The organism is Dactylosporangium sp. CA-152071 (assembly GCF_050936335.1).
Lineage (GTDB): Bacteria > Actinomycetota > Actinomycetes > Mycobacteriales > Micromonosporaceae > Dactylosporangium > Dactylosporangium maewongense.
In genome coordinates this window covers 1,859,948-1,879,308 of record NZ_JBNJMZ010000002.1, presented here as the reverse complement: position 1 = coordinate 1,879,308, position 19,361 = coordinate 1,859,948, and the positions used below count along the sequence as shown (strand labels likewise).

General features: G+C 75.9%; 17 protein-coding genes. 10 read left to right on the top strand and 7 right to left on the bottom strand.

All coding sequences use genetic code 11. The annotated features are described in order from the left end of the window. Positions 1-115 precede the first annotated feature (115 nt). From lanL to ACQEVZ_RS48205, 6 genes are all read left to right on the top strand, one after another. On the top strand, positions 116-2,842 hold the full coding sequence (gene lanL / locus ACQEVZ_RS48230; protein ID WP_433381302.1) for a class IV lanthionine synthetase LanL: 2,727 nt from the start codon (positions 116-118) through the stop codon (positions 2,840-2,842). After that, positions 2,839-2,967: an ALQxL family class IV lanthipeptide gene (locus ACQEVZ_RS48225; RefSeq protein ID WP_344500146.1), complete on the top strand. Its 129-nt coding sequence runs from the start codon at positions 2,839-2,841 to the stop codon at positions 2,965-2,967. Before lanL ends, ACQEVZ_RS48225 begins: the two co-directional genes overlap by 4 nt. 66 nt (positions 2,968-3,033) lie before the next feature. Beyond that, a complete protein-coding gene (locus tag ACQEVZ_RS48220) occupies positions 3,034-3,162 on the top strand; it encodes an ALQxL family class IV lanthipeptide (RefSeq protein ID WP_344500148.1) in 129 nt (42 codons plus the stop codon). Between the two features lie 76 nt (positions 3,163-3,238). Continuing rightward, a complete protein-coding gene (locus ACQEVZ_RS48215) occupies positions 3,239-4,939 on the top strand; it encodes an ABC transporter ATP-binding protein (protein WP_433381297.1) in 1,701 nt (566 codons plus the stop codon). Then, entirely contained in the window at positions 4,936-6,705 is a 1,770-nt protein-coding gene (locus ACQEVZ_RS48210; RefSeq protein WP_433381294.1) for an ATP-binding cassette domain-containing protein, read from the top strand. The genes ACQEVZ_RS48215 and ACQEVZ_RS48210 overlap by 4 nt, the downstream gene beginning before the upstream one ends. Then, positions 6,695-7,315, top strand: a complete 621-nt coding sequence (locus ACQEVZ_RS48205; RefSeq protein ID WP_433381291.1) for a DUF3105 domain-containing protein — start codon at positions 6,695-6,697, stop codon at positions 7,313-7,315. The genes ACQEVZ_RS48210 and ACQEVZ_RS48205 overlap by 11 nt, the downstream gene beginning before the upstream one ends. On the opposite strand, the gene ACQEVZ_RS48200 is transcribed toward ACQEVZ_RS48205, so the two are convergent. Beyond that, a complete protein-coding gene (locus ACQEVZ_RS48200; RefSeq protein ID WP_433381288.1) occupies positions 7,316-8,458 on the bottom strand; it encodes a hypothetical protein in 1,143 nt (380 codons plus the stop codon). It abuts the gene before it with no gap. Positions 8,459-8,550: 92 nt separating this feature from the next. Further along, on the bottom strand, positions 8,551-11,763 hold the full coding sequence (locus tag ACQEVZ_RS48195; RefSeq protein WP_433381285.1) for an ATP-binding protein: 3,213 nt from the start codon (positions 11,761-11,763) through the stop codon (positions 8,551-8,553). Positions 11,764-12,009: 246 nt separating this feature from the next. Between ACQEVZ_RS48195 and ACQEVZ_RS48190 the strand changes: the two genes are divergently transcribed. Then, positions 12,010-13,428: a Fic family protein gene (locus ACQEVZ_RS48190; RefSeq protein WP_433381282.1), complete on the top strand. Its 1,419-nt coding sequence runs from the start codon at positions 12,010-12,012 to the stop codon at positions 13,426-13,428. Positions 13,429-13,447: 19 nt separating this feature from the next. Here ACQEVZ_RS48190 and ACQEVZ_RS48185 read toward each other — a convergent pair whose 3' ends face one another. Next, entirely contained in the window at positions 13,448-13,696 is a 249-nt protein-coding gene (locus tag ACQEVZ_RS48185) for an RICIN domain-containing protein (protein WP_433381279.1), read from the bottom strand. Between the two features lie 398 nt (positions 13,697-14,094). Between ACQEVZ_RS48185 and ACQEVZ_RS48180 the strand changes: the two genes are divergently transcribed. Both ACQEVZ_RS48180 and ACQEVZ_RS48175 read left to right on the top strand, forming a co-directional pair. Continuing rightward, a complete protein-coding gene (locus ACQEVZ_RS48180; protein WP_433381276.1) occupies positions 14,095-14,571 on the top strand; it encodes an SPW repeat protein in 477 nt (158 codons plus the stop codon). A 260-nt stretch (positions 14,572-14,831) separates the two neighbouring features. After that, positions 14,832-15,734: a DMT family transporter gene (locus tag ACQEVZ_RS48175; protein WP_433381273.1), complete on the top strand. Its 903-nt coding sequence runs from the start codon at positions 14,832-14,834 to the stop codon at positions 15,732-15,734. Here ACQEVZ_RS48175 and ACQEVZ_RS48170 read toward each other — a convergent pair. Genes ACQEVZ_RS48170 through ACQEVZ_RS48155 form a run of 4 tightly spaced genes read right to left on the bottom strand, consistent with a single transcriptional unit; the run spans position 15,725 to position 18,517 of the window. Beyond that, the gene (locus ACQEVZ_RS48170) at positions 15,725-16,126 is read right to left on the bottom strand and encodes a transketolase C-terminal domain-containing protein (RefSeq protein ID WP_433381270.1); all 402 of its coding nucleotides are present in this window, start codon (positions 16,124-16,126) and stop codon (positions 15,725-15,727) included. The genes ACQEVZ_RS48175 and ACQEVZ_RS48170 overlap by 10 nt on opposite strands. Beyond that, complete coding sequence (locus ACQEVZ_RS48165) at positions 16,062-16,412, bottom strand: 1-deoxy-D-xylulose-5-phosphate synthase N-terminal domain-containing protein (RefSeq protein ID WP_433381267.1); 351 nt, start codon at positions 16,410-16,412, stop codon at positions 16,062-16,064. The genes ACQEVZ_RS48170 and ACQEVZ_RS48165 overlap by 65 nt, the downstream gene beginning before the upstream one ends. Before the next feature lie 26 nt (positions 16,413-16,438). Further along, entirely contained in the window at positions 16,439-17,347 is a 909-nt protein-coding gene (locus tag ACQEVZ_RS48160; RefSeq protein ID WP_433381264.1) for a DMT family transporter, read from the bottom strand. Positions 17,348-17,365: 18 nt separating this feature from the next. Continuing rightward, complete coding sequence (locus ACQEVZ_RS48155; RefSeq protein WP_433381261.1) at positions 17,366-18,517, bottom strand: glycosyltransferase; 1,152 nt, start codon at positions 18,515-18,517, stop codon at positions 17,366-17,368. Positions 18,518-18,592: 75 nt separating this feature from the next. Between ACQEVZ_RS48155 and ACQEVZ_RS48150 the strand changes: the two genes are divergently transcribed. Continuing rightward, positions 18,593-19,345 carry an SDR family NAD(P)-dependent oxidoreductase gene (locus ACQEVZ_RS48150; protein WP_433381258.1) on the top strand — a complete coding sequence of 251 codons (753 nt, stop codon included), beginning with the start codon at positions 18,593-18,595 and terminating at the stop codon, positions 19,343-19,345. Positions 19,346-19,361: the final 16 nt, after the last annotated feature.

Sequence of the window (19,361 nt, the reverse complement as noted above, 5' to 3'; positions counted from 1 at the left end):
GCCGGACGTCCGGCCGTGTCCGCCGGTGTCCGCCGGGGTCCGGAATCGGCGTCGCGGCGCGTCTCGCATCGGCAAGGTGGCTCTCGCCGCTGACGCCGATCCTGAGGAAGCCGCCATGCCAGAGCTGCCCGAGCCGCCGAGTCTCGTCGCCGACCGGATCGACGCCTGCCGCATCGAGGGCTGGACGGTCACCGCCCGGGACATGTGGACCGTGCTCGACCCGCCCGGGCGGCCGGAGCGGGTGCAGGGCTGGAAGCTGCACGTGTCGGCGACCGTGTGGTCCGCGCCGGAGGTGCTGCGCCGGTGTCTCGACCTCATCGCGGCGACCGCGACGTCGTTCAAGTTCGCGAGCACCGCGTCGGACGTGCAGCGGCTCAACGACTTCCAGTGCCCCCGCGGGCAGTCCGGCAAGTTCATCACGGTGTACCCGCTGGAGCGGGCCACGCTCATCGAGCTGGCCGAGCGCCTGCACGAGGCGACGGCGGGCCTGCCGGGGCCGGTCATCCTGTCCGACCGCGCCTACCGCCCGGGCAGCCTCGTGCACTACCGGTACGGCGCGTTCGACGGCTTCCGGGTCCTCGGCAACGACGGCACGTACCGCGACTGCGTCCTGGACCCGGAGACGAACCCGGTCGAGGACAAGCGGCCGGCCGTGTTCGACCCGCCGGCGTGGGCCGAGCTGCCGTTCGCCGCGGATCCGCCGACTGCCGGCGGGGGCGGCGGGGTGCTGCTCAACGACCGCTACGAGGTCCGCGGCGCGATCCGGCACGCGAACAAGGGCGGGGTGTACCGCGCCCTGGACCGCACGACCGGCGCCACCGTGCTGGTCAAGGAGGCCCGGCCGCACGTCGGCACCGACGCGGAGGGCCGCGACGCCCGCGACTACCTGCGGCACGAGGCCGCCATGCTGCGGCACCTGGCCGGGCTGGGCGTGGTGCCCGAGTTCGTCGACGAGTTCGAGCAGGGCGGCCACGCGTTCCTCGTCGAGCAGTTCCTCGACGGGCGGACCCTCGCCGAGACGGGCGGGGCGTCGGTGCGCGGCGCGGACGCGCCGCCGGAGCCCGCGGACACGCTGGGCGTCGCGCTGCGGCTGGCCCGGATCCTCAAGGCGGTGCACGGGCGCGGCGTCGTGCTGCGCGACCTGAGCCCCAACAACGTGCTGGCGCTGCCGGACGGCACGCTGCGCCTGATCGACCTGGAGCTGTCCGCGCGGTGCACCGGGCCCGGGTCCGCGGATCCGGTCCACGGCGACGGCCACGGCACCCCCGGCTTCAGCGCGCCGGAGCAGTTCCGGAACGCACCCGTGGACGCCGCCGTCGACCTGTACTCGCTGGGCGCCCTGGTGCTGTTCCACGCGACCCGGCGCAACCCGCGACTGGCGCTGGACGAGCCGCCGCACCGGACCCTCGAGGAGCGCATCACCGGCCGGACCGTCGCGCCGGCGGTGCCGGAGACGCTCGCCGATCCGGTGCGCCGGATCGTCACGGGGCTGCTGCGCGCCGAGCCGGGTGAGCGCATGCCGCTCGCCGAGGTGATCGCCCTGGCCCGCCAGACCCCGCCCGCAGACGTCACGACGGACCTGCCGGACGATCCGGACGGCTGGTGGGAGGAGCTCGTCGGCGGCGTGCTCGGGCACCTCGCCGCGACGGTGACGCCCGACACCGGGCCCCGGCTGTGGCGGGAGTACGCACTGGGCGAGACGGCCGAGCCGTGCGCCGTGCAGTACGGCAGCGGCGGCGTGCTCGCGATGCTCAGCGGCCTGCGCCGCCACGGCGTCGGGGGGACGATCGGCGGCCTCGTCGACGAGCTCGCCCCGGTGGTGCTGCGGCGCCTCACCCGCCACCTCGACACGGTCCCGCACCGGCTGCCCGGCCTGCACTTCGGCTTCGCGGGCACCGCCTGGGCGCTGTTCGAGGCCGGTGCCGCGTTCGACCGGCCCGACCTCACCGACCGTGCGGTCGCCCTCGCCGAGGGGCTGCCGACGGTGTGGCCGAACCCCGACCAGACGCACGGCCTGGCCGGCCTCGGCACGGCGCTGCTGCACCTCGCGGCGGCCACCGGCAGGCCGGGGACGGCCCGGCGCGCGGTCCGCTGTGCCGAGGCGATCCTGGCCGCCCGCGACCCGGGCGCGACCGCCTGGACGGTGCCGGCCGGCTTCGACTCCACGCTCGCCGGTCACCGCTCCTACGGTTACGCCCACGGCACCGCCGGCATCGGTGCGTTCCTGCTCGCCGCGGCCGCCCACACCGGCCGGGACGACTTCGCCGCCGCCGCCCGCGACTGCGCGGACGAGCTCCTCGCGGTGGCCGTCCGGCGCGGCGACGCGGCCTACTGGACCGACCGGCCCGGCTCGGCCTCGATGCACACCTGGTGGTGCAACGGATCCGCCGGCGTGGGCACGTTCCTGGCCCGGGCCTACGCGTACACCGGCGACGCCCGCTACGGCGAGGCCGCCGTGGCAGCCGGCCGCGCGGTCGTCGCGACCCGCTGCGACGTCGGCACCTCGCACTGCCATGGCCTGGCCGGCGGCGGCGAGTTCCTGCTCGACCTCGCCGCCGCCACTGGGCTGGACGAGTTCGTGGACTGGGCGCGGCACCTGGCGTCCCAGCTGTGGGCCGAGCGGGTCTACCGCGACGGCCGGCCCGTGCTCATGAACGAGTCCGGGCACGAGTTCTCAGCCGCCTACGGCGTCGGCGCCGCCGGCCCGCTGGCGTTCCTCACCCGGCTCCGGCACGGCGGCGACCGCCTGTTCCACCCGCCGGTGACGGCCCCTGATCCCGGCGCGGTGTTCGCCGCGCCGTCCCCGACCGATCGGACCACGGAGGAGGTGAAGATGCAATGAGCATCGATGTGATGGCGCTGCAGGCCGTTCCGGCCGACCAGGACGCGCCGAACGCCCCGGAGGCGGGCTGCTGCTCGTACACCTGCGGCGGGCTTTCCTGCGGCAAGACCTGCCAGACGAACTGATCCCGGCGCGGGCCCTCGGGTCCGCACCGTCCACGGACCCGTCGGAAGCGGAGGAGGTGAAATCCAATGACCATCGATGTCATGGCGCTGCAGGCCGTTCCGGCCGACCAGGACGCGCCGAAGGCGCCGGAGGGCGGCTGCTGCTCGTTCACGTGCGGCGGCAACTCCTGCGGCAAGACCTGCCAGACGAACTGATCCCGGCCTGAACACCGGCGTGGGCCCGGCCGAACCGGCCGGGCCCACCGCCACCTGCGTCCACTGTGGAGCACCCGTGCCGAATGTGTACCGACTCATCGCCCAGGACCTGCTGCGCCACCACCCCGGCCGCACCGCGGTCGGCCTGCTCGGGCTCGCCGCGTCGATCGGCTTCGGGCTCGCCGCCCCGATGGCCCTCGCCACCGTGATCGACAGCATGTCCGGCCGCGGACCAGCGGCCCGGCCGGTGCTCGTCCTCGCGCTGGTGCTCGCCGGGGCGCTGGCCGGATCGGCGCTCGCCAGCCGCGCGTCGGCCGACCGGGCCAGCGCCACCACCGCCCGCCACCGCGGCGCGGCGTTCACCGCGGCACTGCGGTGGCCACCGTACGACACCGGCTTCCCCGACGGTGAGCTGCTCGCCCGCTGCTCGTCCGACGCCGAGACCCCGGCGCGGATCGCGAACATCGTCCTGGGCTCGGCCGTGACGTCGGTGGGTGGCCTCGTCGCGTTCGTGCTGCTGTGCACCATCGACTGGCGCAGCGCCGTGGTCGTCGCCGCCGAGCTCGCCGTGTCCTGGTTCGTCGTCCGGGCGTTCCTGCGCGGCAGCGCCGAACCCGAGGCCGGCTACCGCGCCGCCCGCGGTGCGCTCGCCGACCTCCTCGTCGACGCCCACCGCGGCGCCCGGACCATCGCCGCCCTCGGCACCCACGACCGGGAGCTGCGCCGCGTCCTCGCCCCGCTCGCCGACCTGCGCGCGGCGGGCCGCCTGTCCTGGCGCGCCCAGCGCGACGTCGGCTGGCGCATGGGCCTGCTCGACCCGCTGCTGAACGCGGTCGTCCTCGCCGTCGCCGGCCTCAGTGCGGTCGCGGGCAGGCTGGGCCCCGGCTCCGTCCTGGCCGTGCTGCTGTACAGCCAGCTCACCCTCATGGTGCTGGAGCAGGTCGACTCGCTCGCGGCCGGGGTGCGCGCCCTCGCGGGGACCCGCCGCCTGGCCGAGCTGCTCGCCGCCCCACCCCCCGACCCGGGCGGGACGGTCCGCCTCCCGTCCGGGCCGGGCCGGCTGACGTTCGACCGGGTGCGCCTCGACGGCCGCGGCGGCGACGTCTCGTGCACGATCCCGGCGGGCGCGCACGTGGCCGTCGTCGGGCCGTCCGGGTCTGGCAAGTCGCGGCTCGTCGCGCTCGTGGGGCGGCTCGCGGACCCCGACGCCGGGCGGGTGCTGCTCGACGGCCACGATCTGCGCACGGTGCCGGCGGATGACGTGCGGGCGGCGGTGGCCTATGCGTTCGAGGAGCCGAACCTGTTCGGCGCCACGCTCGGCGCGGCCATCGCCGCCGGTTCGGACCTGCGCGACGAGGACGTGGTGCGGGCGGCCCGCCTGGCCCGCGCGGACGCGTTCGTGCGGCGCCTGCCGGCCGGCTACGACACCCCGCCGGGCGACGCGCCGCTGTCCGGTGGCGAACGCCAGCGGCTCGGGCTGGCCCGCGCGTTCGCCCAGCCCGCCCGGGTCCTCGTCCTCGACGACGCCACCAGCAGCCTCGACACCGCCACGGCCGCGGAGGTCGCGCACGCGGTGCGGGACGCCTGGCACGGCCGCACCACGCTCGTGGTGACCCACCGGGCGGCGACGGCCGCCGCGGCCGACCTCGTGCTGTGGCTCGACGCCGGCCGCGTCCGCGGCTACGCCCCGCACCGGGCGCTGTGGTCCACGCCCGGATACCGCGCCCTGTTCGGCGCGGTGGAGCACGACCCGGTAACCCAGGGGAGCGCGGCATGACCCCCGGCACGGGGGGCGGCGGTTCCGTCCGGGACGGGTGGCGGCTGCTGTGGACGGTGCTGCGTCGGCGGCTGCGGCCGTTGCTCGCGGTCGGCGGGCTCGTGGTCGTGCTGGCGGCGCCGACGACGCTCGCCGGGATCGCCGTCGCGCACGCGCTCGACGACGGGTTCTTCGCCCACCGGGCCGGGACCGGGCTGCTCTGGGTCGCACTGCTCGTGCAGGTGCGGCTGGTCGCCGCGGTCGCCGGGCGGCTGCTGTTCCCGCCGCTGGTGCGGGTGGTCGAGCCGCTGCGCGACGAGCTCGTCACCGCCATGGTCACCGCGGGGCTGCATCGAGCCGTGCGCGAGGACGTGCCGGTGCCGGGCGCGGCCGTCCGGCAGGCGGTCGACGAGGTCGAGCAGGCGCGCATGCTCGTCGCCTCGGTGCTGCGCAACGCCCACGCCACCGGCTCGGTGGCGGTCGGGGCCGTCATCGGGCTCGCCGTGCTGGACCCGGCGATCCTGCTCGTGGAGCTGCCCTGCCTGGTCGCCTCCGTGGCGGGCTACCGGCTGCTGGTCCGGGCCGTGCTGCGCCGCCAGCGCCGCTCGCTGCTCGCCGAGGAGGACCTTGCCGAGCACGTGGTGAGGACGCTCGGCGCCCGGCGGGACGTCACCGCCTTCGCCGCCCAGGACGCGGCGGCCCGGCCCGTGCTGGAGCGGGTCGAGCGGGCCCGGCTGGCGGCGCGGGCGCTGGGCCGGGCCGACGCGATGCACGACGGTGTCGTGGGCGTCGGCGTCGACCTGGGTCTGGTCCTGCTCCTCGCCCTGGCCCCGGTCCTCATCGGCCGCGGTCGCCTCGGCACCGGCGAACTCGTCGCGGCCGTCTACTACGTGATGTTCGCCCTCGGCCCAGCGCTGCGCTTCCTGGTCTACGGCGGTGCCGGGTGGCTCGCCGAGCTCCTCGGCCTCATGTCCCGCCTGAGCGACGCCGTCACCGCCGGCGGCCCTCTGAGCGACGCCGTCACCGCCGGCGAACCGCGGCCGGGCCGGACGCCCGGCCCTTCCGGCTCAGCGGCGCGGCCGGTGGTGGTGGCCGAGTCGGTCGGTTACGCGTACTCGAAGGACGCCGCGCCCGTGCTCGACGGCGCCGGGTTCACCGTGCCGTTCGGCGCGCACGTCGCGGTCGTCGGGCCCAGCGGCGCCGGGAAGTCCACGCTCGCCGCGCTGCTCTGCGGCGTGCGCGAACCGGCCGGTGGCACGGTCCTGGTCGGCGGCGCGCCACCGGCGCCCGGATCCGGCGTGCTGGCGCTGGCGCCGCAGGAGCCGTACGTCTTCGCCGGCACCGTCCGGGAGAACCTCGCGTACCTCGCGCCGGCGGCCTCCGACGAGGTCCTGCGCGATGCCGCCGACGCGTTCGGGCTCGGGCGGCTGGACCTCGACGAGCGCCTCAGCGCCGGCGGGGCCGGGCTGTCGGCGGGGGAGCGCCAGCTGGTGACGCTGGCCCGCACCTACCTCGCGGCGGCCCCGATCGTCGTCCTCGACGAGGCCACCTCGCACCTCGACCCCGACGCCGAGCTGCGCGCGGAACTGCTGATGCGCCGCCGCGGCGGCACGCTCATCGTCATCGCGCACCGCATCAGCAGCGCCACCCGGGCCGACTGGGTGCTGCTCGTCGACGCCGGCAAGGTCGTCGCCGGGCCGCACCACCAGCTCGTCGACCGCAGCCCGCGCTACCGCCAGCTCGTCGGGCTCTGGGAGCCGGAGAAGGGAACGTCCGATGGCATCTGACACCACCGTCGCGCCGTCCGGGGCGCACGTCGATCCGTGGACCGGGAAGCCGGCTCGGCGGCCCCGCCGGGGGGTGGTCGCCGCCGCCACGGCCGTCGCGGTCGCCGTCGCCGGGCTCGTGCTCGCCGCCGACGTGGTCGCGTACCGGCGGTTCGGGCCGCAGCCGGAGCCTCGGATCCCGGGGGTCGAGCGGCTCGTGATCCAGGACCGGTACCACACCACCGATCCGGTGCCGTACGACCGGACCCCACCGGCCGGCGGGCCGCACGCGCCGGTGTGGCTGAACTGCGGTGTCTATGCGGCACCCGTACCGGCGGAGAACGCGGTGCACTCGCTGGAGCACGGCGCGGTGTGGGTGACCTACCGGCCCGACCTCCCCGCCGGCCAGGTTGCCGCGCTGCGGCTGCTCGGGCGCCGCCCGTACACCATCGTCAGCCCCTATCCCGGGCTCCCGGCGCCGGTCGTGGCCAGCTCGTGGGGCCGGCAGCTGCGCCTGGACGACGCCGGCGACGATCGCTTGCGGCGGTTCCTCGACGTGTACCGCGAGGGGCCGCTCACGCCGGAGCGGGGAGGCCCGTGCCACGGCGGCACGGGCGCTCCCCTGACGTGATCAGCGATGGATCGCGTACGGCGTGACGTGCACCTCGAGGGACCAGCCGACGGCGAACAGGTCCCGGTTCACCGGGTCGCCGGCGATCGCGGTGAGGCCCGACGCGGGCTGTCCCTGACCGCCGGCCGGGTCGGACGGGTCGTGCCCGGCCTGCTGGTCGGTGGTGAAGCGGACACCGTCCCAGTGTTCGACGTGGACGGCCTCCGCGTCGAGCGTGCCGGCGACGTAGCCGGTCATCCAGACGTCGTCGGCGGCGAACGCGACGACGCCGGTGAGCCTGGTCGCGGTCCCGTCGCTCGGCACCACCTGCCAGCCGCCGGTGACCAGGTGCAGCGCGAGCGGCGTGCAGTCGTCCTCGCCGGTACAGCGGGCGCCGACCACCCAGACGTCACCGTGCGCGGCGGCGCTCACGTCGTCGAACGCCACGTCGCCCGCGCCCGGCAGCGGCGGCAGCTGCCCCGCCACCGTCCACGCGGTGCCGTCCCAGTGCAGCAGCAGCCCGGAGGTGCTGCCGTCGGGCTCCGTCTGGCTGCCGGCCGCCCACACGTCGTCGGCGGTCACCGCGTGGACCGCCGTGAGGCTCCCGTCGATCTCGGGCGCGGCCACGGACGTCCAGGAGCCGCCCTGCCAGCGCAGCACGAGCGGCTGCCCGGTGCCCCGGGCGGTCTTCCCGACGGCCCACCCGTCGGAGGGGGAGAGCATGTCGAGGTCCTCGACGGTGCCGGCCGGCACGGCCGACGGCACGCGCTGCCAGCCGGTCGCGGTGCCGTGCAGGAACACCGGGGCGGTGGAGGCGTCGGTGCCGGCCGCCCAGACGTCGTTCGGGCCGGTCGTGTCGACCGTGTTCAGCCCGTACTGGCCCTGCGGGCCGGCGGGGACGGGCAGGTTCGGGGTCGTCCAGCCGGTGCCGTTCCAGTGCGCGGCGATCGGGTGGCGCTGGCCGTCCGCCTGTTCCCCGACCGCCCAGGCGTCGTTCGCCGACAGCACCGCCACGTCGTTGAGCTGGGCGGCGGTGACACCGAAGCGCAGCGGCACCGCCGGCGCGGCGGACCACTTCACCCCGGCGCCGGCGTGCGCCGGCTGCGCGCCGAGCAGCGCTGCCGCGACGGTGAACGCGACGGTCATCGACCGTTTGGCTTGCATGAGCATTCCTCTCGTTGTGCGGGTACGCAGCCATCCTGGAACGGTGGACGGGCCCCCGGCGGCGGGGAACGCCCGTAGGTTCATGCGGGCGGCTACCCATGTTCTGTGCCGGTCTCCGCCTCGGCGGCGAACCCGGCGAGCCGGCCCCGGTCCGGCAGCCCGGTCTTGGCCAGCAGGTTTCCCACGTGCTTCTCGACGGTGCGCGGCGACAGGAACAGCCGCCGGCCGATCTCGGCGTTGCTCAGCTGCTCGCCGACGAGCGCCAGCACCTCGAACTCGCGCACCGTGATGCCGAGCTCGCGGGCGGTCGGCGGCAGGACCGCGCTGCCCTGCCGGTGCTGGGGGACCGGCGCGCCGGCCCGGCGCAGCAGGTCCCGGCAGGCGCGGGCGACGTGCGGGGCGGAGTCGTGGAAGTGCGCCTCGGCGGTGCGCAGCCACGCCACCGGCTCGCCCCAGCCGCGCTCGACCGCGTCGTCGGCGACCAGGCGCAGCCCGAGGAACCGCGCCATCGGGAAGCGCTCGGAGGACGCCAGGAACGTGGCCATGCTCGCCGCCGCCTCCGCCGGCGCACCGGCCCGGGCCGCCGCCAGGGCCTCGGCGAGGTGCAGGAACTGCCGGTTCCAGCCGGCCTCGGCCTGCGGTGAGGCGGCGAAGGCCGCGCACTCGGCCCGGCCGGCCGTGCCGTCGCGGACCGACAGCAGCAGGTGCGGGGCGTTGATGAAGGTCACGTAGGAGGTCGGTTGGTGCGACTCCTGCGCCACCGACCGGGCCAGCTCGTCGCGGGCGAGGTCGTGCTCCTCGTACAGCAGATGCCCGAACGCGAGACCGACGCCGTGGACCGCGGCGGAGAAGTCGTCCTCCTCCCCGCCCAGGTCCCGGAAGCGGGCCATCAGCGTGTCGACCTCGCGCCGCTCCGCGCGGTGCGCGGCCGCCATGATCCGCACGCCGAGCGCGATCAGCCGCGAGTGCGTGAGCCGCAGCCGCGCCGCGGTCTCCTCGCAGCGCCGGGCCGCCACCTGCACCTGCGCGTACTCGCCGCGGCAGATCCGCGCCATGCACAGCTCGATCTCGATGTCGAGCGCGGTGACGACCGCGCCCGCGTCCCGCGCGACGGCGAGCGCCTCCACGAGCCGGTCGACGTCGCCGTCGCGGATGCCGTCGTGGGCGCCGATGTTGTACAGCAGCCCGATCCGGCGCGCGGCCAGGCCGTGCTCGTCGGCGAGGGCGAGCCCGCGCCGGTACAGCTCGTCCGCCTCGGCCATGTCGTGCAGCCGGGCGCACCGGCCCAGTGTTTCCAGCGCCCCCACCGCCACGTCGGGCTGCCCGGTCGCGCCGGCCGCGTCCAGCGCCCGCTGGGCGAGCTCCCGTGCGCTGGCGCGCCGGTCCGCGGTCGGGTTGCCGAACGCCAGGCGCGCCTCCACCTCGTCGACGCGGGCGGCGACGGCCGGATCCGGGTCCGGGCCGAGCAGGTCACGCACCACGGCCACCTGCTCCAGGCCCGGCAGCCAGTCACCGGCGGCGGCGGCCACCCGGGCCAGCCGCAGATGGATCTCGGCATGACCGCTGAACCGGGCGGCCACGGCGTGGGCGTCCTCGATGCGCCCCGCGTCGGCGTACCCGTCGACCAGCGCCACGACGATCTCCGGCCGCGGCCCGGACCCGCCGGTGCCGGCCAGGCTCAGGGCCCGCTCCAGCAGGGCGATGCCGGTGCTCAGGGCGCCTTCGGCGGTGGCCTGGCGGCCGGCGGTGGCGAACCGCGCCGCCGCCTTGATCGGCTCGCCGGCCACCGACCACAGCTCGGCGGCGAGCAGCGGCCAGCCGTCGGGGGCGGCGGCCTCGACCGCGGCGGCCGCGCGGCCCGACAGCAGCGCGCGCTCGACCGGCAGCAGCTGGGCGCGCAGCACCTCGGCGGTGAGCATGTGGCGGAAGTGGTACTGCGCGGGGTCGTCCTCGTCAGGGACCAGCAGTTGCGCCCCGACCGCCTCGCGCAGGCAGGCCACCAGCGCGAGCCCCGCGACGTCGGCGATCGCGCCCGCGGTCTCGGCGCGGAACCGCCGGCCCAGCAGCGCGGCCGCGTGCAGCATCGCGCGCGCCGGTCCGCTGAGCCGCTCGACGCGGCCGGCGAGCGTGGTGGCGAGCGTGGCCGGCAGGGTCGCGTCGACCGGGCCGGACAGCGTCCAGCCGCCGTCGTCGTGCACCAGCACGCCGTCGCCGACCATGCCGGCCAGCAGCTCCTCGACGTGCAGCGGCACGCCGTCGGCGATCGTCGCGAGCCGGGCGAGCACCGCCGCCGGCACCTCCTCGTCCGGGGCGTCCAGGCAGGCACCGGCCAGCCGGCGGACCGCCTCCTCGTCGAGCCGCCCGAGCGCGACCAGGTCCGCCGACCGCCGCTGGCGCGCGGCCCGGAACAGCTCGACCGCGCTGCCCGGCGCGGGCCGGGTGGTTCCGAGGATCAGCAGGTGCTCCGCCGCGATGTTGTCGACGAGGTAGTCCACGACGGCGAGGGTCTCCGGGTCGGCCTCGTGCAGGTCCTCCAGGAGCAACAGGCAGCCGCGCGGCCGGCCGATCGTCACGGCCAGGCGCAGCACCGCCTCGGCCAGGACGACGAGCGAGCCGTCGGCGCCGTCGGGCCGGTCGGTGCGCCACTCGGGCACGAGCCGGGACAGCGCGGCGTGGTACGGCACCAGCATCGGATCGTCCGGCGGCCCGTCGTGGCGCAGCACCGGCAGCACCGCCTCACGCAGCGGCCGGAACTGCATCGCCGGCGAGACCGCCCGTCCCTTGAGCACCCGCAGGCCGGCGGCCTCCGCGCACCGCGCGGCCTCGGTGGCCAGCCGCGTCTTGCCGATGCCCGCGTCGCCGACCAGGAACACCGCGCCGCCGCCCCCGCGCACCGTGGCGTCGACGGCCGCCCGCAGCACCGCCAGCTCCGCGGACCGCCCGACGAGCGCGGGCCCGCCGAGGCGCACGGTGCCCTTCCCGCTGCCGCGCGGCCGCTCCTCGACCCGGTCCCGCGCCGTGGCGAGCAGCCGCTGCTCGGCCGGGCCGGCGCCGAGCGCCTGGATCAGCGCGTCGAACCGGTTCGTCGGCGGCAGCGTCTCGCCGGTGAGGTACGCCCCGATGACCGAGCTGGACCAGCCGGTGGCGGCGGCCAGCTCCCGGTAGGTCAGTTCGCGCTCACCCTGCCGCCGCGCCTCCCGGCGGCGCAGCTCGCGCAGCAGGCGCGCCAGCCCTGCGAGGGTGTCCACGGCGGCGATCCGGGCTGGATCGAGGTCTCCGGTCGTCTCCGTCGTCGTTTCGGCCACGCCTCCCCTTCCATGCATGTCCGTCAATGCGTGCACGGCTTCGCCATTGGCGTCGCATTGCCCCCGCGCTATCTTTGACCAGCCGGTACCGGGCCCGGTTGCCGGAATCCGGACGCATATCCGACTGTGTGGCATGCAATGCGCGGGAATTGACAGCCGTCGACCACGCGGCATTACCACAATGTGCTGACGGCGCCGGTGAAGCGGGCCACCGTCCCTGCCGGCACCGTGGCATGATGGCCGGCGATGACGATCGAGCGTGACGACCCACTGCCGCGGATCGACAACCTCACCTGGGCGGACGTCGACCCCTCCCGGCACCCGTTCGACCCGGACTCCGTGCTCGACGTCGTGCGCGCGGTGGCTCCGGCGGGTGGCGTGCCGGCGCCGTTGCAGTACGAACCCGGCCGCGGCTTCGGTCGCGCGGCGGACGAGGCGCGCTGGGACTGGCAGCGGGCGATGACCCTCGCCCTCGTTGAGCGCTACGGCTCCTGGGCCTGCGGCTGGACCGCCCAGATGGGTGGTCGCACGGCCGACGGTGCGCTGATCCTGCGGTGGAGCGGCGCCCGGGACTCGATCACGACGCCGGAGGAGACGCTCGCGGCCGTCGCCGGGGCGCTGCTGGACTGGCGGGTGTTCCTCGAGGACCTGGCCGGGATCTTCGCGCGGCACCTGCCGCTGCCCGCCGAGCCCCGCGCGGCGTTCGTCGCCTGGGAGGCCACGGCCGCCGGCCTGGTCGCGACGGTGGCGGCGCGGTCCGGCGCGGACGAGCACTGGTTTCCCATGTGCACCTTGGCCCTGAAGTGGTTCCTCGCCGTCGCCGAGGTGCCGGGCGACGGGCACGACGCGCTCGTCGACGCCGCGATCGGCGGGCGGTTCTGGAGCTACGTCTCCCCGCTGGGCGCTGAGGTGGGCGACGCGGCGGAGTCCCTGGCGGCGGCGCTCACCGGTGTCACGCCGCCAGCGGACGACGCGTGGCCCGACACCTGGCCGCAGGACTGGCCGAGCCTGCGCAGCACCGAGCTGCCCGCCGCTGCGCGGGCGCCGCGGGCCAGGCCACCGGCGGTGCCCGACACCCTCGCGACCTGGCGGCAGGTCCGGCGGGCGGCCCGGTGGGATCACGCCGCCGGGCACGTCTCCGGGCCGGTGCGCACGGCACGCGACGGCATCGCCGAGCACCTCGCGAAGCGGAAGGACGGCGCCGGCCGCGCCCTCGTCGCGCTGCAGCTGGTGCGTGCGGACGCGGCCGAGGGCGGCCCGCTCACGTTCGCGCGCCTGGAGACATGGCAACGGGAGATGCTCGCCGTGGCCACGGCACCGTTCCGCACGACGTCGGCCTGGGCGAGGGCCGGCAGGGAGCGGTACGCGTACCACGACGAGCTGCCGGCGGCGTTCGACGCGTGCCTCGCCGAGGCCACCGACCCGGCCGTGCCGCTGCCGTCGCGGGCCGCGCGGGTGTACCTCGACGTGCTGTTCTTCCACCCGTTCGCCGACGGCAACGGGCGGTCGGCGGCGCTCGCGCTGTACTTCGTGCTCGCCCGCGAAGGCGTGGTGCTGGACCGGGCCGCGCCGCTGCTGATGACCCGCTGGCCGGCGTCCGACCCGCGCGGCGCCGAAGGTCTGGCCGGGTTCGTCGCCGCGCTCGTCGAGCGGACCCGCCGCTGACGGCGGTGTCGCCGTGCGTTCAGCGGGCCGGCGGGCGCCACAGCCGGGTGCCGTTGGCGGTGGCGCCGTTCTGGGTGTCCAGGCAGAGGTTCGACCTCAGGTTGACGATCGAGCCGTCGCCGCGTGCCCACCACTTCTGGTTGGTCCACGGCGAGCCGGCGCAGTCCCACACCAGCCGCGGCCCGGCGAACTCCCACCCCCAGCGCAGCAGCACCAGCCCTGCCGCGAGCCGCAGCACGGCCGCGCCGAGCAGCACCGCGAACGCCACCGCCGACGTCCGGGAGGGTCTCTGCGCCGTGGCCCGCCTCCCCGTCGCGGGCCCACCACGCCACCACCGCGACCGGCAACTGCACCAACGCGGTCACCATGTCGGCGTAGTGCACCCACAGGAACATCCGACCCTCCACCCCGGCACGATTCGCACAACCGTGCCGCGTCCGCGGACCATACCCCGCGACCCTGAGGAGCCGGCCCCACGCATCGGCCTCCGCCGACGACCCATGTCCGGGTGCGAGGTGGCCGGCCGACGTGCGGCGGCACCAGGGCGCAGGGTGCAGGAATCACCCGGTATATCGCCCGGCTGACGGGCGGGTCGACGTGCATTCCGGCGGCGGGAGGGGTAGCTGAATTTGTAAGGACGACGCAGATGAGCTTTGGAGGTGCGTCATGTCCGAGGTATCGAGCTACCGGACGATCTCGGAACATCCGGACGTCGCCGAGATGCGTGAGCGCTATGAGCGAATCACCGCCAGCGGCCAGGCGATCGTCATCGACGGCCTCGTGCTGCTGGCGGGCGCGTGGCTGGCGATCTCCCCCTGGATCGTGCACTTCAACATGTCCGCGCCCAGCGTGACGATCAACAACCTGATCCTGGGGGTCATGGTGAGTGTGATCGCGCTCGGCCTGACCTGGGCGCCGGCGCGGATGTACCGGCTGAGCTGGGCGATGGCGGCGATCGGCGTCTGGGTCATCATCGCGCCGTTCGTGACCCGGCAGTGGAACGCCGGCGTCATCTGGACCAATGCGGTGACCGGCGGGCTGACGCTGCTGCTCGGCCTGGCGGCGGTGGGGATCCTGTTCACGACGGGCCGGACCGGGACCCGGACGGGCGGCAGAACGACAGGGTCCGAGCACCAGCGGTGAGCACCGGATGAGCGCGGAACCCGGGCCGCCAATCACCCAGCGGTGGCGACGGCCCGGTCCGTGCCGCGAGTAGCGTGAGGCGTGGTGACAGTCGGTGGCGCTCGTTGCGGTTCGGGCGCCACCTCCACATCCCGGGCCCCCTGACGCGATCCCGCGGCCCGCGCGACGCATGGCGTCCCGGTTCGACGACGCGAGGAGGAACGACGGGTATGACAGCGGCCCCGGATGCCCGGCACCGCGCCGTCGGATAGCTCGCGGCGATGATCTACGTCCTCGCGGTGTGCGCCGCGGCGCTGAGCGGCGTCGGCAACGCCATCCAGCAGCGCGCGGCGGTGCGCGCACCGGCCGGCAGCGCACTGCACTGGCGGCTGCTGGCGTACCTGCTCCGGCAGCGGCTGTGGCTGGCCGGTCTTGCGATCGCCGTGGCCGGCAACATCATGACCGGGGCGTCGCTGGGTCTCGGCACAGTCACGCTGGTGGAGCCGCTGACGGTCACGTCGCTGCTGTTCGCACTGCCGGTCGCGGCGATCTGGAGCCGGTACAGGCTCGGCCCCCGCGAGTGGATCGGCGCGCTCGCCGTCGTCCTCGGCCTGGCCGCCTTCCTGGTGGCCGGCCGGCCGGAGCCGGGTCAACGGGCGGACGCCCCGCTGTGGCAGTGGGGGCTCGCCGCAGGGGCGATCGGGTCGGTCACCTGGGGGCTGGTCCACGTGGCCCGGCGGATGCGGCCGCAGCACGAGGCGTCGGTGCTCGGCGTCGGCGCCGGCATGCTGTTCGGGCTCCAGGCGGCGCTGACCAGCACCGCCGCGCACCGGCTGTTCGACGCCGGGCTGCCTGCGGTACTGACGTCCTGGACGCCGTACGCGGTCGTGGCGGTCGCCGCCGTCGGCATCCTGCTGGCCCAGAGCGCGTACAAGCTGGCGCCACTGTCGGTGTCCTATCCGGCGGTGACCGCCGCGGAGCCGCTCGCCGGGATCGCCATCGGTGTCAGCGTGCTCGGCGGCGCGTTGCAGGTCGGGCCGCTGCTGATCGTCGCGCAGGTCGTCGCGCTCGCGGTGATGATCGGCGGCGTCTACGCCGTGGCCGCTTCGCGGCTGGTCGAGGCGCACCACCAGCACCGGTTCCACGCGCCCCATCTGCGCGTCGGGATCGGTCATCACCGCTGAGCGGGGTGCCCGCGGAGCGGGCCCGCGTCCGCCCCGTGCGCGTCCGCCAGGCCGTCGAGGACCGCGGCGGCGATCCCTTCCGGGTCGAGTCCGTAGCGGCCGAGCAGCTCATCGCGGCCGCCGTGCGGCACGAACCTGGTCGGCAGCCCGAGTGCGCACACCGGCGTGCTCACGCCGCGCCGGGACAGGTACTGCGCGAGCGCCGCGCCCACCCCACCCGCACGGATGCCGTCCTCGACGGTGACCACCAGGCGGTGCGCGCGGGCCAGGTCGGCCAGCGCCGGGTTGACCGGGCGCACCCAGCGCGGGTCGACGACGGTGCACTCCTCACCCGTCGCCGCCACCAGGTCGGCCGCCGCCGTCGCGACGGTGGCCAGCCCGCCGACCGGCACCAGGAGCGTGGCCGCCCGGCGTGGCCTGGTGGCCGGTGTCGAAGATGATCCGGTCGTGAGGGGAGCGGAACGCCCGGTGGACGGCGATCGTCAGCTCCACCGCGCCGAGGTTCGGGCCCAGGTGACCGCCGGTGCGGCACACGGAGCGCACCAGGAAGGCGCGGATCTCCGCCGCCAGCCGGACGAGCTCCGCGTGGCCGAGCGCGCGGAGGTCCTCGGGGCCGGTGATCAGGTCGAGCAGCGGCCCGGGACGGGAATCATCCGGCGGGTCTCCGGAGTCGATCACTGGGCATCGTCCTTTCTGTGTGAGCGTCAGCTCGTCTCCGGTCCGCGCCGCGGCGCCGGGCCGGCGTGCCCGTTCGCCATCTGTTGCTGGTGGATGTCCGACCGGGTGGTGCTGGCCAGCCAGATGCCGCCGATCATGGCGAGCCCGGCGACCACCTGGATCGCGAGCCGCGGCCCGTCGGTGGCGATCTGCTCGTGGAACGCGGTGACCCCGATCGCGACGCCGACGGCGGGGTCGACGATGGTGATCGCCATGAGCGGCACGGCGATCCGCGAGCTCTGGAAGGCGTTCTGGTTGAGGATCACCGCGGCGAGCCCGACGACGATGAGCGCATAGGTCTGCCCGCGGGTGAGGACGGCGATCGGCTCCACGGACAGCTGCTCGGTCAACGCCTTGAGCAACGACGCGGCGATGCCGTAGAGCAGGCCGCTGGCGACGCCGAGCAGCACGGCCCGCAGCCCGTTGTGGGCGAACAACGTGCCGGCCAGGCACACCCCGAGCATCGGCCCGGCCCACAGTGCGACCCCGAGCCAGTCCTTCACCGACGGCTCGGTGATGCCAGGGCGGGGATCGGCGGCGATGAGGAACGCGGCCAGGCTGGCGCCGCCGAGCGCCACCACGGCGTAGTCGCGCGTGTGGACGGGTCGCCGGTTGAGGGCAGCGGACAGCGGAATGGCCAGGAACAGGCCGGTGATCAGCAGCGGCTCGACGAGGATGAGCGGCCCGAAGGTGAGCGCCACGGCCTGCAGCGCGGTGCCGACGCCCTCCGGCACCCAGGCCAGCAGCCATCTGGGCCGCTGCACCAGCCGCAGGAGCAGCCGGGGATCGAGCGGCGGCGCCCGCTCCTCCTTCTTGGCCTCACTCTGCTCGAGCGCGGCACCGACGGCGAAGGCCGCCGCCGAACCCAGCGCCGCGACAACCGCGACAGCGCTCATGACGCCCGCCCGCGGGTGTCATCCGCGTGCATCGGCACCCGTGAGCGTCGGCTGTCCGCGTGCGGCGATGCCGGCGATGCCGATCGCCGGATCGGTGGCGAACAGCGCCATCCCGGCGTCGCGGGACCGCCGGCCGCGCTCGCCACCGGCGGCCTCGGCCAGCGCCCGCCCGAGCTCGTCCGGGCCGCGCACGAGCGTGGCCACCCCGGCCTCGGCCATGGTGGCCGCGCTCGCCTTGCCGTGGCCGGGAAGCGGCCGGTACGTGAGCACGGGCAGCCCGCTGGCCATGGCCTCCAGCGCGGTGAGCCCGCCGCCGTTCTCCACGAGCACGTCGGCGGCGCGCAGCAGCTCCGGCATGTCGTCCACCCAGCCGAGGAGGTGTCCGGTGCCGGCCCGTGCCATCCGGCGCCGCAGCGCCGTGTTGTGCCCGCAGACCGTGACCGGGATCGCCGCGCCCGTGGCCGCGATCTCGGCGGCCGCCGGCGCGACCTCGCCGACCCCCCAGGCGCCGGCGACGAGCAGCGCGAGCCGGCCGTCCGGCGGCAGGCCGAACCGCTGCCGGGCCCGCAGTTTCGCCGCGGCGGACGCCGGGCGGCATCGCGGGGACACCACCCGGCCGGCCACCCGGACGTCGCCCGCTCCGTGGGCGAGCGCCAGGAGCCGGCCGGTCTCGTGCGCCACGAAGTGGGCGTCGACGCCGGGGGAGAACCAGATCGGGTGCGCGGCGAAGTCGGTCAGGTAGGTGATCACCGGCATGGTGAGCCGCCCGTCGCGGCGCAGCGGGCCGAGCAGCTGGCTGGCGATCGGGTAGGTCGACACGACCGCGGCGGCGCCGGCGGGCAGCGCCCGCAGCATCCGGGAACGCACCGGGCGCAGCAGGGCGCGGATGACCGGCCCGGCACCCCGGAACCGGCAGGCGATCGCGAACAGGCCGTCGTAGATCCACGGCAGCCGCAACAGCAGGCCGTGGTACGTGCCACGCAGCAGCCGCCCGAACCGCCACGGGAACACGTCGGTCAAATCCAGGCAGTCGACCTGGAAGCCGTGATCGCGCAGCCGGGCCGCCAGCTCGCGGGTGGTGCCGTCGTGCCCGGCGCCGACGCTGGCAGAGATCACCACGATGCGGCGGTGCGGGTCCGCGTGGACCGGACCAGACTCGGTGATTGACACGACAGGCGATCTACCGCGAAACCGTGCGGTTCTAACCGCCGGGCGTCGCCGGAAGCTCGCGGAACGGGAGATCCGATGCGGATCGCGGGCCGGGTCGCGCTCGTCACCGGCGCCTCCTCGGGTCTCGGCTGGGCGGCGGCCCTCCGGCTCGCCGACGCCGGCGCGCGGCTCGTCCTGCACGGCCGGGACCGGCGGCGGTTGTCGGCGCTGGCCGGGCGCACCGGCGGGCTGCCGGTGCAGGGCGACCTCGCCGACCCGCAGGAGGCGGACCGGCTGGCCGCGGAGGCGCAGCGCCTCGCCGGCGGGGTGGACATCCTCGTCAACAACGCCGGCGTGGGCTGGGCCGGGCCGTTCGGCGAGATGACGCCGCCGGACATCGACCGGCTGATCACGGTCAACCTGGTCGCGCCGGTGCGGCTCACCCGGGCGTTGCTGCCGGCGATGTGCGCCCGCGGGGACGGGTGCGTGATGTTCGTGACGTCGATCGCCGGCCGGACGGGCGTGGCCGGTGAGGCGGTCTACGCGGCGACCAAGGCCGGCCTCGACACCTTCGCCGAGAGCCTGCGGCTGGAGACGCGGGGCACGGGCGTCGGGGTCGGCGTGCTCGTGCCGGGTGTCGTCGAGACCGAGTTCTTCCGGCGCCGCGGCCGGCCCTACGAGCGCAGCAGCCCCCGGCCGCTGCCCGTGGACCGGGTCGCGGACCTGCTGGTCCGGGCGGTCGCGACCGGCAGCGCCGAGCGTTACGCGCCCGGCTGGTTGCGGCTGCCGGTCGCGGTCCGCGGGGCGGCCCCCGGCCTGTACCGGCGGCTGGCCGCCCGGTTCGGCTGACGCGGGCCTGTACCGC

Excerpts from the sequence above, each read along its gene's own strand:
- ACQEVZ_RS48180 (WP_433381276.1), top strand. The coding sequence starts at position 14,095 with ATGTCCGAGGTATCGAGCTACCGGACGATCTCGGAACATCCGGACGTC.
- ACQEVZ_RS48210 (WP_433381294.1), top strand. The coding sequence starts at position 4,936 with ATGACCCCCGGCACGGGGGGCGGCGGTTCCGTCCGGGACGGGTGGCGG.
- ACQEVZ_RS48190 (WP_433381282.1), top strand. The coding sequence starts at position 12,010 with ATGACGATCGAGCGTGACGACCCACTGCCGCGGATCGACAACCTCACC.
- lanL (WP_433381302.1), top strand. The coding sequence starts at position 116 with ATGCCAGAGCTGCCCGAGCCGCCGAGTCTCGTCGCCGACCGGATCGAC.
- ACQEVZ_RS48205 (WP_433381291.1), top strand. The coding sequence starts at position 6,695 with ATGGCATCTGACACCACCGTCGCGCCGTCCGGGGCGCACGTCGATCCG.
- ACQEVZ_RS48175 (WP_433381273.1), top strand. The coding sequence starts at position 14,832 with ATGATCTACGTCCTCGCGGTGTGCGCCGCGGCGCTGAGCGGCGTCGGC.
- ACQEVZ_RS48160 (WP_433381264.1), bottom strand. The coding sequence starts at position 17,347 with ATGAGCGCTGTCGCGGTTGTCGCGGCGCTGGGTTCGGCGGCGGCCTTC.
- ACQEVZ_RS48150 (WP_433381258.1), top strand. The coding sequence starts at position 18,593 with ATGCGGATCGCGGGCCGGGTCGCGCTCGTCACCGGCGCCTCCTCGGGT.
- ACQEVZ_RS48200 (WP_433381288.1), bottom strand. The coding sequence starts at position 8,458 with ATGCAAGCCAAACGGTCGATGACCGTCGCGTTCACCGTCGCGGCAGCG.
- ACQEVZ_RS48220 (WP_344500148.1), top strand. The coding sequence starts at position 3,034 with ATGACCATCGATGTCATGGCGCTGCAGGCCGTTCCGGCCGACCAGGAC.
- ACQEVZ_RS48225 (WP_344500146.1), top strand. The coding sequence starts at position 2,839 with ATGAGCATCGATGTGATGGCGCTGCAGGCCGTTCCGGCCGACCAGGAC.